The 13392-nt window shown below is 71.4% G+C and carries 13 protein-coding genes; 4 read left to right on the top strand and 9 right to left on the bottom strand.

All coding sequences use genetic code 11. The features are described from left to right. Nucleotides 1–59: 59 nt before the first annotated feature. The 5 genes from fabF to O7621_RS26120 all read right to left on the bottom strand — a co-directional run bounded on the left by fabF (nt 60) and on the right by O7621_RS26120 (nt 5137). Nucleotides 60–1286 (bottom strand): beta-ketoacyl-ACP synthase II, encoded by a 1227-nt coding sequence (gene fabF, locus O7621_RS26140; RefSeq protein WP_282231672.1) that lies wholly within the window; start codon nt 1284–1286, stop codon nt 60–62. Beyond that, nucleotides 1283–1522 (bottom strand): acyl carrier protein, encoded by a 240-nt coding sequence (locus tag O7621_RS26135; protein WP_123602866.1) that lies wholly within the window; start codon nt 1520–1522, stop codon nt 1283–1285. The genes fabF and O7621_RS26135 overlap by 4 nt, the downstream gene beginning before the upstream one ends. Before the next feature lie 86 nt (nt 1523–1608). Further along, nucleotides 1609–2553 carry a beta-ketoacyl-ACP synthase III gene (locus tag O7621_RS26130; RefSeq protein ID WP_282231671.1) on the bottom strand — a complete coding sequence of 315 codons (945 nt, stop codon included), beginning with the start codon at nt 2551–2553 and terminating at the stop codon, nt 1609–1611. A 38-nt stretch (nt 2554–2591) separates the two neighbouring features. Continuing rightward, the gene (locus O7621_RS26125; protein ID WP_282231670.1) at nt 2592–3797 is read right to left on the bottom strand and encodes an acyltransferase domain-containing protein; all 1206 of its coding nucleotides are present in this window, start codon (nt 3795–3797) and stop codon (nt 2592–2594) included. Nucleotides 3798–3934: 137 nt separating this feature from the next. Continuing rightward, nucleotides 3935–5137 carry a helix-turn-helix domain-containing protein gene (locus O7621_RS26120; protein ID WP_282231669.1) on the bottom strand — a complete coding sequence of 401 codons (1203 nt, stop codon included), beginning with the start codon at nt 5135–5137 and terminating at the stop codon, nt 3935–3937. 58 nt (nt 5138–5195) lie between these two features. Between O7621_RS26120 and O7621_RS26115 the strand changes: the two genes are divergently transcribed. Both O7621_RS26115 and O7621_RS26110 read left to right on the top strand, forming a co-directional pair. Further along, nucleotides 5196–5888, top strand: a complete 693-nt coding sequence (locus O7621_RS26115) for a phosphatase PAP2 family protein (protein WP_282231668.1) — start codon at nt 5196–5198, stop codon at nt 5886–5888. Continuing rightward, nucleotides 5888–6151, top strand: coding sequence for a hypothetical protein (locus O7621_RS26110; protein ID WP_282231667.1), 264 nt, complete (start codon nt 5888–5890; stop codon nt 6149–6151). Before O7621_RS26115 ends, O7621_RS26110 begins: the two co-directional genes overlap by 1 nt. 35 nt (nt 6152–6186) lie before the next feature. Here O7621_RS26110 and O7621_RS26105 read toward each other — a convergent pair whose 3' ends face one another. Then, nucleotides 6187–6834, bottom strand: coding sequence for a hypothetical protein (locus O7621_RS26105; protein ID WP_282231666.1), 648 nt, complete (start codon nt 6832–6834; stop codon nt 6187–6189). A gap of 267 nt (nt 6835–7101) precedes the next feature. On the opposite strand from O7621_RS26105, the gene O7621_RS26100 reads away from it, so the two are divergent. After that, nucleotides 7102–7674, top strand: coding sequence for a copper resistance CopC family protein (locus O7621_RS26100; RefSeq protein ID WP_282231665.1), 573 nt, complete (start codon nt 7102–7104; stop codon nt 7672–7674). Between the two features lie 69 nt (nt 7675–7743). Here the strand turns inward: O7621_RS26100 and gltX are convergent, their stop codons facing one another. Then, nucleotides 7744–9177 (bottom strand): glutamate--tRNA ligase, encoded by a 1434-nt coding sequence (gene gltX / locus O7621_RS26095; protein ID WP_282231664.1) that lies wholly within the window; start codon nt 9175–9177, stop codon nt 7744–7746. A gap of 197 nt (nt 9178–9374) precedes the next feature. On the opposite strand from gltX, the gene O7621_RS26090 reads away from it, so the two are divergent. Beyond that, complete coding sequence (locus tag O7621_RS26090; RefSeq protein WP_282231663.1) at nt 9375–9845, top strand: SRPBCC domain-containing protein; 471 nt, start codon at nt 9375–9377, stop codon at nt 9843–9845. Between the two features lie 166 nt (nt 9846–10011). On the opposite strand, the gene aceE is transcribed toward O7621_RS26090, so the two are convergent. Then, the gene (gene aceE, locus O7621_RS26085) at nt 10012–12774 is read right to left on the bottom strand and encodes a pyruvate dehydrogenase (acetyl-transferring), homodimeric type (protein WP_348775265.1); all 2763 of its coding nucleotides are present in this window, start codon (nt 12772–12774) and stop codon (nt 10012–10014) included. 187 nt (nt 12775–12961) lie between these two features. Further along, a complete protein-coding gene (locus tag O7621_RS26080) occupies nt 12962–13366 on the bottom strand; it encodes a YjbQ family protein (protein ID WP_199757666.1) in 405 nt (134 codons plus the stop codon). Nucleotides 13367–13392 lie beyond the last annotated feature (26 nt).

The following is a 13392-nucleotide window of genomic DNA, read 5'->3' as shown; positions in this document are numbered from 1 at the left end:
GGCGTTCCGGCCCGGTAGGGCCGGAACGCCGGCGGCTGTCGTCGTGACCCGGTCGGCTATCAGATCCGGGTGAAGACGAGCGCGACGTTGTGTCCGCCGAATCCGAACGAGTTGTTCAACGCGGCGGGTACGTCCATCGGTCGGGCCTTCTGCGCTGCTACGTCGAGGTCGAGCTGGTCGTCCGGGTCGTCCAGGTTGATTGTCGGCGGGACGACGCTGTCGCGGATCGCCAGGATGGTGGCGATCGACTCCAGCGCGCCGGCCGCACCCAGCAGATGGCCGGACATCGACTTGGTCGCGGTCAGCACCGGGTGGTCGCCGATCGCTTCGCGTAGCGCCACCAGCTCGGCGAGGTCGCCGGCCGGGGTCGAGGTGGCGTGCGCGTTGACGTGCACGATGTCGTCGCCGGACACTCCGGCGTCGGCGAGGGCAAGCCGGATCGCCCGGGCCGCGCCGAGCCCTTCGGGGTGCGGCTGCACCATGTCGTACCCGTCGGAGGTGAGCCCGGCCCCGGCGAGCCGGGCGTACACCCGGGCACCGCGGGCCGCCGCGTGCTCGGCCCGTTCCAGCACCACGACGCCGGCACCCTCACCGAGGACGAACCCGTCGCGGGCCTTGTCCCATGGTCGCGACGCCCGTTCCGGGTCGTCGTTGCGGGTGGACATGGCCCGCATCGCGGCGAAACCGGCGATCGGCAGGCCGTGCACCACGGCCTCGGTACCGCCGGCCATCACCACGTCGGCCCGGCCGGCCCGGATCATGTCCAGGCCGAGCGCGATCGCCTCCGCGCCGGTCGCGCAGGCGCTGGCGACCGAGTGGACGCCGGCCTGCGCGCCGAATTCCAACCCGACCCAGGCGGCCGGGCCGTTGGGCATCAGCATCGGTACGGTGTGCGGCGACACCCGGCGCGGCCCGGAGGCTTCCAGGATGTCGTCCTGAGCGAGCAGGGTGAGTGCGCCGCCGATGCCGGAACCGATGCTGACGCCGAGCCGTTCCCGGTCGACGCCGGCGTCGCCCAGCCCAGCGTCCGTCCACGCCTCACCTGCGGCGATCAGCGCGATCGCCTCGGATCGGTCCAGCCGGCGCAGCTTGACCCGGTCCAACCGTTCGGCGGGTTCGGACGCCAACTCGGCGGCGATCCGGACCGGCAGCTGCGCGGCCCAGTCGTGGGTGAGCTTGTCGACTCCGGACTTGCCGTTGAGCATGGCATCCCAGGTCGCCGCGACGTCCCCGCCGAGCGGGGTCGTCGCGCCGAGCCCGGTGACGACGACGTCGACCATCGTCACGCCTGCGTCTCGATGTAGGCGACCGCGTCGCCGACGGTCTTGAGGTTCTGCACCTCGTTGTCCGGGATCTTCACGCCGAACTTCTCCTCGGCGGCCACCACGACCTCGACCATGGAGAGCGAGTCGACGTCCAGGTCATCGGTGAACGACTTGTCGCCGGCCACGTCGTCCGGGTTGACCCCGGCGACCTCTTCGAGGATCTCGGCGAGGCCGGCGGTGATCTCGTCACGGGTCATGGGTTTCTACTTTCCTCTCGGTTGAAACAATGATGCCTGCCGGATCGGCGGGCGGCCCGCTCCACCTCGGAGCGGGCGGTAGGAGCTTACGGGCAGCGGACAACCTGCCCGGCGTAGGTGAGTCCACCGCCGAAGCCGAACAGCAGCACCGGGGCGCCGGACGGGATCTCCCGCCGCTCGACCAGCTTCGACAGCGCCAACGGCACACTGGCCGCCGAGGTGTTGCCGGACTCGACGATGTCCTTGGCGACGATCGCGTCGGGCATTCCGAGCCGCTTGGCGATGCCGTCGATGATCCGGGCGTTCGCCTGGTGGGGAACGAAGGCGGCGATCTCCGTCGGGTTGACTCCGGCGCGCTCGCAGGCCTGCAGGGCCAACGGGGCGAGCGCGGTGGTCGCCCACCGGAACACCGACTGGCCCTCCTGCTCGACGTACGGCCGCCAGCCCTCGATGCGTACCGCGTCGCTCTTGTCCGGAACCGAGCCCCAGACCACCGGTCCGATCCCGGCCGGCTCGTTGCCGCCGGTGGCGGTGACCACGGCGGCACCGGCGCCGTCACCGAAGATGATGCAGGTGGAGCGGTCGGTCCAGTTGGTGAAGTCGGAGAGCTTCTCCGCGCCGATGACGAGGGCGTTGCGTGCGGCACCGGCCCGTACGGCGTGGTCGACGGTGCCGAGCGCGTAGCTGAAGCCCGAGCAGGCGGTGTTGATGTCGTACGCACCCGGGGCGGTGATGCCGAGCCGGGCCGCGACCCGGCAGGCGACGTTCGGGCTGCGGTCGATGGCGGTGCAGGTCGCTACCACCACCAGGTCGATGTCGGCCGCAGTGAGGCCGGCGTTGGCCAGCGCCTTCTCGGCCGCCGCCGAGGCCATGTCGGCGACGGTCTCCGAGTCGGCGATCCGGCGGGTGACGATACCGACACGGTCCCGGATCCAGGCGTCGTTGGTTTCCACCAGTTGGGCGAGTTCGTCGTTGGTGACCACCCGGGAGGGTTGGTAGTGCCCGAGTGCCACGATCTGCGATCCGGTCATGGTTGCTGCCTTTCCCGGCGCGCTGTCGGGGTGCGCGCTCACAGTGCGGAACCGCTGATCCGGGCCAGCGGCTGGCCCGGTGCGACCGGGTCGTCGTGATGGGCGAGCCATTCGGTGAGCAGGCCGGCGTCGTGCGCGGCGACCTCGACCGGGCCCTGCCGGGTGGTGACGTGTCCGATGACCTGACCGGCGGTCAGCGGGTCGCCCTCGGCGAGTCCGGCAGCTGGTTCGAAGGTGCCGGCGCTGGCCGACACGACGACCCGGAACTGCCTGGTCGGCTCGTGGCTGGGAGCCATTCCGTGCCGGGCGATCAGGGCCCGCGCCGCAGGCAGGTCGTCCGGGGTCTTCAGGGTGACGATCTCCGGCACGCCGCGGTCCTTGAACTCCCGCTTGACCAGACCGGCGAGGGTGCCGGCCGGTGGCAGCTCCAGTATTCCGGTGACACCGAGGTCCGCCAGGGCGTGCATGCACAGATCCCAGCGCACCGGTGCGGTCACCTGCCGGACGAGGCGTTGCAGCAGCTCCCGGCCGTGGTCCACGGCGGCGCCATCCATGTTGGACAGCAGGATTCGGGTGGGGTCGGCCGGAATGATCCCGGCGGCGACGCTCGCGAGCGCCTGCTCGGCCGGGGCCATGTACGGGGTGTGGAACGCCCCGGCTACCTGCAGCACCGCCACCCGGGCCCGGGCCGGCGGCTCGGCGACGAGCTTCTCCAGTTGGCCGGTGGCTCCGGCCACCACGATCTGGCCGGCTCCGTTGTGGTTCGCCGGGTGCAGTCCGTGACGGTCGATCGCGGCCAGCACCTCGTCCCGGTCGCCGCCGAGCACGGCGGCCATCCCGGAGGGTTCCAGCGCACAGGCGGCGGCCATCTCCCGGCCCCGGACCGCGGCCAGCGTGATGGCCGACTCGGCGGGCAGAACCCCGGCCAGCGACGCGGCGGCGAGTTCGCCGACGCTGTGACCGGCGACGACAGCGACGTCGTAGAGCCCGCCCCGGCGGTGCCCGGCCGGTGATCCGCCAGGCAGGTGCTCGGCGGCGAGCAGGGCCGCGGCGACCAGCAGCGGCTGGGTGCGAGCGGTGTCCTTGATCTCGTCGGCGTCGGCGGTGGTGCCGAGGTGCACCAGGTCGACCCCGGCGAGCGCGGACCACCACCGCAGGCGGCCCTCGGCGCCGGGCAGGTCGAGCCACGGGGTGAGGAAGCCGGGCTTTTGGGACCCCTGGCCGGGGGAGAGTACGGCGAGCACGGCTATGACTCTTCCTGATACCCACGGGTCACTTGGGTGCGCTGAGATACCAATCCGCACTACCGTCGTTGGAGGATTCCTACAAAGATCGTCGGATGTGCACGTCTTTTGCCCGCAAATGTTGCTCGGAAGTGCGTTCAGTCAGGGGAGGTGCGCAGCAGCGGCGGGGGATCCAGCCGGCCGATCGCCAGGGCCATCTGCAGCGCGTACGCATCGCGGGCGGCGAACGGCGACAGCCCGGTCACCTCACCGATGCGTCGCAGTCGGTAACGCACCGTGTTCGGATGTACGAATAGCACCCGCGCTGTCGCCTCCAGCACGGCCCCGGTGGCGAAGAAGGCGTCCAGGGTCTCCAGCAGTTCCCCGCCGGCCCGGACCAGGGTTCCGTACACGTCGCGGCGCAGCCGACGGCGGGCCTCCGGATCACCGGCGAGGGCCCGCTCCGGCAGCAGATCGGTCGCCGCGACCGGGCGGGGCGCCGCCGGCCAGGCCGGTGCCGCCCGGTATCCGGCCAGCGCCGCCCGAGCCGACTCGGTCGCCTCGTCCAGGCTGGCCACCATCGGTCCGACCACCACCGGGCCGGCGCCGAACGCGTCCAGCAGCTTGCCGGTCGCCGCCGCCGGATCGGCCGCCCCGCCCAGCACCACCACCAGCCGGTCGTTGTGTACCCCGCCGATCGTCTCCACCCCGATCCGCCGGGCGGCCCGGTAGACGATCTGCAGGACGGCGGTGACCTCGCCGCCCGGTGACCGCCCGACCACCACCGACACCGGCGAGGCATCGGTCCAGCCCAGTGCGGCGGCCCGGCTGGCCAGCACGTCCGACGAGTCGCCGCGCAGCAGCGCGTCGACCAGCAGCGCCTGCAGCCGGGCGTCCCACGCGCCGCGCGACTCCGCCGCCCGCGCGTACACCCGGGCGGCGGCGAAGGCGATCTCCCGGGAGAACCGCAGCACCGCCTCGCGCAGCAGCGACTCCTCGCCGGTCGCGGCCAGATGCGGCACCTGCGCCTCGACCACGTCGATGGTGACTTTGATCAGGGCGACAGTGTGCTGCAGGCTGATCGACCGGGCCAGCGCCCGCGGCGCCGCGGCGAAGACCTCGTCGGAGACCTCCTGCGGGCTGCCGTTCGCGCCGCCACCGTCGCGCAGCCACTCCACCAGGGACCGCACCCCGGCCTGGGCGATCACCATCACCCAGGAACGCTGGTCGGCGGGCAGCTCCCGGAACCAGGGCAGGGTCTCGTCCATCCGGGCCACGCTCGCGGTCGCCAGTGCCCCGGCCGACCGTTCGATACGACGCAGGGTCGCGGTGAGCCCGGCGTCGTTGCGTTTGGTCGCCACCCCGTCAGGGTGTCACGGCCAGCGGGCACGACCGCGCCGACCGTGCCAACATGTGCTGATGATCGCCCGTCCGCCGCTGGTCGTACCGCTGCTGGCGCTGCTCACCCTCGCGGCGCTGACCACCGCTCTGGTGGTGGACCCCGCGTTGGTCGCCCGACTGGACGCTCCGGTGACCGACGGGCTGCGGGCCTACGCCGCCGACCGGCCGACGCTGGTGGCGACGCTGCGGACCGCCACCGATCTGGCGGCGACGCTGCCGTTCCTGGCCGTCGGAGCCGCCGCGACCATCCTGTTCGCCCTGCGCCGGGACCGGCCCCGGGCCTGGTTCTGCGCGACGGTGACCGTCGCGGCCCCGGTCAGCTGGCAACTGGGGCAGTGGCTGCTGCACCGGCCCCGCCCGGTGGACGGCTTCGTGGCCATCGCCGCCAACGGCTTCCCCAGCGGGCACACCACCAACGCCGCCGCTGCGGCGTTCGCGGTCGTCCTGCTGGTCTGGCCCGGGGTACGGCGTACCTGGCGGTTGCTGGTGGCGGTGCTCGCCGGAGTCGGCGCAATCTTCATCGCGGCGACCCGGCTGGTGCTGCTCGCCCACTGGCCGGTCGACGTGATCGGCGGCGTCCTGGTGGCGGTGACGGTGGTGGCGCTGGCCGCCCGCCTCTGGTCACCACGGGCGGGGGGGCCGGCGGCGGCCGGCCCGGTACCTGGCAAGGTGTCGTCTCGGGACGGCTCGTGCGAGGTGAGGAGTTCGTGATGGCGTACCTGGGGGCTGGCCACAGCGGCGGCGTCGGGCGGGACCATGGCGTCGGGCGGGACCATCCGGGGGAGCGGGACCAGCTGTCACCCGGCCGGACGTTGACCGGGCAGGGAACCGGCCGGGGCGGCCCGGCCGACCTGCGGCCGCCGTCGACCTGCTGCGCGGGGCAACGGGGATGGGCCGGCGCGCACCGTCACCTCGGGGTCCGGCCGAGTTCCCGGGTGGTACGTCGGGAACGCCCGCCGCACCGCTGGTGCTGACACGGCCCGGCCGGTCACCTGCACGGCCCGGCCGGTCACCTGGTCCGGCGGCGCACCAGCAGGGCGATCACCGCGATACCCAGGGTGATGCCGACCACCACGACGGCGTTGAGCATCATGACCTGTCGCAGGTCGGTGAGCATCTTGTCGATGTCCTCACCCGGGTTGAGCGCGTCCTCCGGGATCACCCGTTCACCGCCGCCGATGCCACCGCTGATGCTGTCCGGGCGGGCCGGCAGCGGTGCGCCGGCCGCGCGCAGCGTCTCGGACATCGTCAGCCGGCCGAAGAACCAGCCGGCCGTGGTCTTGCCGTCACCGGGCTGCTCCGCTGGTCGGAACGCGCGCGGGCCACCCTCGGCCAGTGGATACAGCTCGTAGGTGCGATGTGGCTCGTCCGCCACCATGACGACGACCAGGTACTTCGGGCCGAGGTCGCCCGGCTCCGGGGAACTGGTCTGACCCGGTCCGGTAAGCCAGCTGACCTGGCTCAGCACGGCCGCGAACAACTCGGCGTCGGCATCGGCGTGCACGGCGAGCGGCTCCGGCAGGTCGTCACCTTCGATGGTGACGGTCGTTGGTGCAGGTGGTGCCGCGTACACCCGGTTCGCCGACAAAATGGACGTGCCGAATGCCAGGAGCAGCGCACCGGCCGCTAAGAGACGGCTGGCTGCCCGCTGTCCCATGGTCAACTCCCTCGCCCCGCGGAGGTCAGGTCCCTAGTCGATGTGCTCACTACCCGATGGCTGCCCGACGTAATCAGCGGCGGGCGGGGTCGCGGACCCTCACTGTGAGAGACTCCGCATGACCCTGGACGGTTGCACCCGCTGGACGGATTTTTCGGGAACCATCGACGACCGGTGACCGACCAACCAGGGAGGTCGGCCGATGGCGGCCCGGTACGTTGTCTGGCGACCGATCGTATCCGGCGATCGCAACAGGTGGGGGACAGGGTGGTACGCGTACCAGGGACGTTGCTCGCGGTGTTCGTCGGGATGCTCGCGGTGCTGTTCGGAGCATCACCGGCCCAGGCGCACAACGTGCTGACTGGGAGCGATCCGGCTGACGGCGCGGAGCTTGCGCAGGCACCCGAGACGGTCCGCCTCACCTTTCTGGCCAGTCTCAACCAGGAGCAGACCGAACTGAGTGTGACCGGTCCGGACGGCGCTGCGGCGTCCACCGGGGCGCCCGTAGTGGACGGCAAGGCGGTGAGCGTGCCGTTCCGTCCCGGACCCGCCGGCGAATACACAGTGGACTACAATGTGTTGTCCACTGATGGGCACTGGGTCAAGGGCACACTTGCCTTTACTTTGACGGTCGGTGTCGAGCCGACCGCTGATTCGTCACCGACCGGGGCGCCCAGCCCCACCGCGGCCGAACCGACACCGGAGGTGACCCGGGCGCCGACGCCGCAGGCGACCAGCTCCACCGAGTCGACGCCCTGGTGGCCGTGGCTGGTCGGTGCCGTCGTCCTGCTGGTCGCGGTGGCGGCCGGAGCGTTCTTCGTCCGCCGCCGCAGCACCTGACCTGACCGTCGCGGCGTCCCAGATCTGCCGGACCGTCGCGGTGTCCAGCCGGGCGCGGGCGTCGCGGCGTCAGCCGAGCCGGGCGCGGGCGTCGCGCAGCCGACGCAACGTGCGCTCCGGCCCGAGGACTTCCAGCGACTCGAACAACGGCAGCCCGACGGTCCGGCCGGTCACCGCGACCCGTACCGGTGCCTGGGCCTTGCCGAGCTTGAGGCCACGCTCGGCGCCGACCTGCTCCAGCGCCGCCTTCAACGGCTCGGCGGACCAGTCCGGCAGCGCCGCGAACGCGGCGAGCGTCGCGTCCAGCAAGTCGGCTGAGCCGTCCTTCATCGCCTTGGCCCACGCGGCGTCGTCGATCACCGGGACGTCGAGGAAGAGGAAGTCGACGTTGGCGACGATCTCGCTGAGCACGGCGATCCTGGTCTGGGCGAGCGGGGCGACCGCCGCGAACGTCGTCGGGTCGTAGTCGGCCGCCCGCCACGGCGGCGGCGCGATACCGCTGCCGGTCGGTGCCGGCGTCGACGGCGTCCCGGTCAGCCAGGGCCCGCAGGCGGCGATGAAGTCCTCGACCCGTAGCGCCCGGATGTACTCACCGTTGAAGGCGCGCAGTTTGCGCTCGTCGAAGAAGGCCGGTGACGGGTTCACCGCCTCCAGTCGGAACTCCTCCTCGATCACCGACCAGGGCACGATCTCCCGGTCGTTGCTCGGCGCCCAGCCGAGCAGCATCAGATAGTTGCGCATCGCGTCGGCGAGGTACCCCTCGTCGCGGTACGCCTCCAGCGCCACCTTGTCGCGGCGCTTGGACAGCTTCTGACGTTTCTCGTTGACGACCACCGGTACGTGTGCCCAGACCGGTGGCTTGACCCCGAGCGCTGCCCACAGCAGCTGCTGTTTCGGGGTGTTCGGCAGGTGCTCCTCGGCGCGGATCACGTGGGTGATCCCCTGGGAGATGTCGTCGACCACGTTGGCCAGCAGGAAGACCGGTGAGCCGTCGCCCCGGGCGATGACGAAGTCCTCGATCAACTGGTTCTCGAACGTCGGCTCGCCGCGGATCAGGTCGACGACCGTGGTGCTGCCGGTGTCCGGAGTGCGGAACCGCAGGGCCCGTCCGGCACCGGCGTCGAGACCCCGGTCGCGGCAGAACCCGTCGTACCCGCGGTACTCGCTGCCGGTGCGGGCCTGCACGTCGGCGCGGGCGCAGTCGCAGTAGTAGGCACGCCCGGACTGGTGCAGTCGGTCGGCCGCCGCGCGGTGCTCGCCGGCGTTGGTCGACTGGAAGTACGGCCCCTCGTACGAACCTCGACGGATGCCGATCCAGTCCAGCGCACTGAGGATCCCCTCGATCCACTCGGGGCGGTTGCGGGCCGCGTCGGTGTCCTCCACCCGCAGTACGAACACGCCCCCGTGCTGCTTGGCGTAGATCCAGTTCTGCAGTGCTGACCGGGCACCGCCGACGTGGAACATACCGGTGGGGGATGGGGCGAAGCGTACGCGTACCGTCACGGCCCCAGCCTACGGGCGACCGATCCCCGCCCGACGGCCAGGTCCAGTCACCGTCGTCGGTTCCGGGGCGACCGACCGGACCGGTCGGCGTGCGGCGGTCGCGGTGGCGTAGGGCGAACAGCGAAGTCTGCACCTTTTGTGGAAAATGTGATTTAGGCTGCGCCTGTCAGGACGAGCAGGCAGAGACAGGCGGGCAGATGATTCTCATCGAACGCAGCGGACGGGCGGAGGCCCCGATCGACACCGTCTGGGAGGTGGTCGGGCAGGCCGCGTTGCTGCCCGACTGGCTCGCCGGTGTCCGCCAGGCCGAGGTGATCGGCGGCGACATCCGCCGGATGCGGGTGCACACGGCGGACGGCGCGGCTGCGGACGCCGAGGTCATCGAGTTCCAGCCGCCCAAGCTGATCGCCTGGCGGGAGCGGGCCGCAGGTCCCGGCCTGCGGGCCGAGGCCCGGACCGAGGTGCAGGTCGAACTCACCCCGGAGGGGGACGGCACAGCCGTGCGGTTGACTGTCGTACGGTGGCCGGCCGGCCAGGTCAGCGCGACCCTGCTGCGACTCGGCAAGCACCGGGTCGGTGCCGACCTGGAGACCTCCCTGGGCCGGCTGTCCGACCTGGCCGCCGCCCGGCACGCCGCCAACGCCGGCGACCGGACCAACGTCTGCTGACCGCAGCCGGACCGGACCAACGTCTGGTTGACGGCAGCCGGACCGGACCAACGCCTGCTGACCGGAGCCGACCGCAGCTACGGCGAGGTCCGCAGCCGGTGCGGCCCCGGACGCGGCAGGCCCCGGCGGGTGACCGCCGGGGCCCGTCGACTGCGGTCGCTGCGGATCAGGAGTCGCCGCCGGTCTCCCCGACCGGAGCGGCGTTGACGTCATCGATCGCGTACTTCTTGGCGGCCCCCGCCGGCACCTCGGCCGGCACCTCGCCGCGCAACGCCAACTGCCGCAGCGTTGCGACGGCCACCGACTCGGCGTCGACATGGAAGTGCCGCCGCAACGCGTGCCGGGTGTCCGACAGCCCGAACCCGTCGGTGCCCAGCGAGGTGTAGTCGCCCGGAACCCACCGGGCGATCAGGTCCGGCACCGCCCGCATCCAGTCGCTGACCGCGACCACCGACTGCGGCGCGTCGGCCAGCGCCGTGCGCACGTACGGCACCCGTGCCTCACCGCCCAGGTTGAGCAGGTTGTGCTCCTCGCAGGCCACCGCGTCCCGACGCAGCTCCGTCCAGGAGGTCACCGACCACACGTCGGCGGCCACCCCCCAGTCCTCGGCGAGCAGCTGCTGCGCCTTGAGTGCCCACTGCATACCGGTGCCGGAGGCGAGGATCGTCGCCCGCGGCGCCTCGCCGCCGTCGGCCCGACTCACCTGCGGTGCCGCGGCGTACCGGTAGAGGCCCTTGAGTAGCCCTTCGACGTCGAGCCCGTCCGGCTGCGCCGGCTGCACGATCGGCTCGTTGTACACCGTCAGGTAGTAGAAGATGTTCTCCGGCGAGTCGCCGTACATCCGGTGCAGGCCGTTCTCCACGATGTGCGCGATCTCGAACGCGAACGCCGGGTCGTAGGCGACCACCGCCGGGTTGCTCGCGGCGAGCAGTTGCGAATGCCCGTCCTCGTGCTGCAGACCCTCGCCGTTGAGCGTGGTCCGTCCGGCGGTGGCGCCGAGGACGAAGCCGCGGGCCATCTGGTCGGCCGCCGCCCAGAACGCGTCGCCGGTGCGCTGGAAGCCGAACATCGAGTAGAAGATGTACAGCGGGATCATCGGCTCGTCGTGGGTGGCGTACGACGTGCCGGCGGCGGTGAACGACGCCACCGACCCGGCCTCGTTGATCCCCTCGTGCAGGATCTGCCCGGCGGTCGACTCCTTGTACGACAGGAACAGCTCCCGGTCCACCGCGGTGTACTTCTGCCCGTGCGGTGAGTAGATCTTCTGCGTCGGGAACAGCGAGTCCATGCCGAAGGTCCGCGCCTCGTCGGGGATGATCGGCACCCACCGCTTGCCGAACTCGCGGTCCTTCATGATGTCCTTGAGCAGTCGGACGAAGGCCATCGTGGTGGCGACCTTCTGCTTGCCGGAGCCGCGTTTGACGTCACCGAACCGCTCGCTGCCCGGCACCGCCAGCGGGCGGGCGGCGGTCCGCCGGGTCGGCACGTACCCGCCGAGGGCCTTGCGGCGCTCCTGCAGGTAGGTCATCTCCGGGGAGTCGTCGGCCGGGCGCAGGTACGGCGGGAGGTACGGGTTGGCCTCCAGCTGCTCGTCCGGCACGTCCAGGTAGAGCCGGTCCCGGAAGGTCTTCAGGTCGTCCAGGGTCAGCTTCTTCATCTGGTGGGTGGCGTTGCGGCCCTCGAAGTGCTCCCCGAGCGTCCAGCCCTTGATCGTCTTGGCCAGGATCACCGTCGGCTGGCCGGTGTGCTCGGTGGCCGCCTTGTACGCCGCGTACAGCTTGCGGTAGTCGTGCCCGCCGCGCTTGAGGTTCCAGATCTCGTCGTCGGACAGCCCTTCGACCATCTTGCGGGTACGCGGATCGCGACCGAAGAAGTGCTCCCGCACGTACGCGCCGGACTCGGCCTTGTAGGTCTGGTAGTCGCCGTCCGGCGTGGTGTTCATCAGGTTGACCAGCGCGCCGTCGGTGTCCGCGGCGAGCAGCGGATCCCACTCCCGGCCCCAGACGACCTTGATCACGTTCCAGCCGGCACCCCGGAAGAACGCCTCCAGCTCCTGCATGACCTTGCCGTTGCCGCGCACCGGGCCGTCCAGCCGCTGCAGGTTGCAGTTGATCACGAAGGTGAGGTTGTCCAGCTCCTCGCGGGCAGCCACCCCGATCGCGCCGAGCGACTCCGGCTCGTCCATCTCACCGTCGCCGAGGAACGCCCACACGTGCTGGTCGGAGGTGTCCTTGATGCCCCGGTGCTGCAGGTACCGGTTGAACCGGGCCTGGTAGATCGCGTTGATCGCGCCGAGGCCCATCGAGACGGTGGGGAACTCCCAGAAGTCCGGCATCAGCCGCGGGTGCGGGTACGACGGCAGGCCGCCGCCGAGCCCGGCGTGCGACAGCTCCTGCCGGAAGCCGTCGAGGCGCTGCTCCGACAGCCGGCCCTCGACGAAGGCGCGGGCGTACATGCCGGGGGAGGCGTGCCCCTGGAAGAAGATGTGGTCACCGCCGCCGGGGTGCTGCTTGCCACGGAAGAAGTGATTCATCCCCACTTCGTAGAGGGACGCGGCGCTGGCGTAGGTGGAGATGTGGCCACCGACGCCGATCTCCGGCCGCTGCGCGCGGTGCACCAGCACCGCGGCGTTCCACCGGATGTACGCGCGGATCCGCCGCTCGATCATCTCGTCGCCCGGGAACCAGGGTTCGCGTTCCGGCGGAATCGTGTTGATGTAGTCGGTGGTGGTCAGTGGCGGCACCCCGACCTGACGCTCCCGAGCCCGTTCGAGCAGGCGCAGCATGACGTAGCGGGCGCGTTTGGCGCCGCGTTCGTCGATCACTCCGTCGAGTGACTCGACCCATTCGCTGGTTTCTTCAGGGTCGATGTCCGGAAGCTGGCTCGGCAGGCCGTCGCTGATCACCGGGCGCTTGCGTTCCGTGGCCACAGGCGTTCCCTCAGTTGTGTGTGGGATAGGTCTCTACTGACCATCCTGCCCCCTGGAGGCCGGTTGCGTCACGCGCGGTCGCCATAGAGGCGATCTGGGACACAGGTACCAGACGGTAACTTGCTGCCGGCTCCAGCCCCGGCTCCGACCGCCCGGCCGGCCGACTCGACCAGCGAGTCGGCCGCCGTCAACCGGCGAGGAAGGAGAACCGGACCTTGCGGTCGGCGTTGTCCCCGTTCGGATCGACCAGGCAGACCGACTGCCAGGTGCCGAGGGCGAGCCGGCCGTCGAGCACGGGCAGGGTGGCGTACGGGGCGACGAACGCCGGCAGCACATGGTCCCGGCCGTGCCCGGGGGAGCCGTGCCGGTGCTGCCAGCGGTCGTCGGTGGGCAGCAGTTGGTCCAGGGCGGTGAGCAGATCGTCGTCGGAGCCGGCACCGGTCTCGATGATCGCGATACCGGCGGTGGCGTGCGGTACGAACACGTGCAGCAGCCCGTCGCCACGTCCGGCCACGAACCGCCCCGCCTCGGCGGTGATGTCGCGCACCACGGGCCGGGAGCCGGTCCGGATGGAGATCACGTCGGAGTCCATGCCTGCCAGTGTGGCAGCCGGGCCCG

The sequence above is a fragment of the Solwaraspora sp. WMMD937 genome (genome assembly GCF_029581175.1).
Taxonomy (GTDB): domain Bacteria; phylum Actinomycetota; class Actinomycetes; order Mycobacteriales; family Micromonosporaceae; genus Micromonospora_E.
This window is presented reverse-complemented; position numbering and strand designations above follow the sequence as displayed.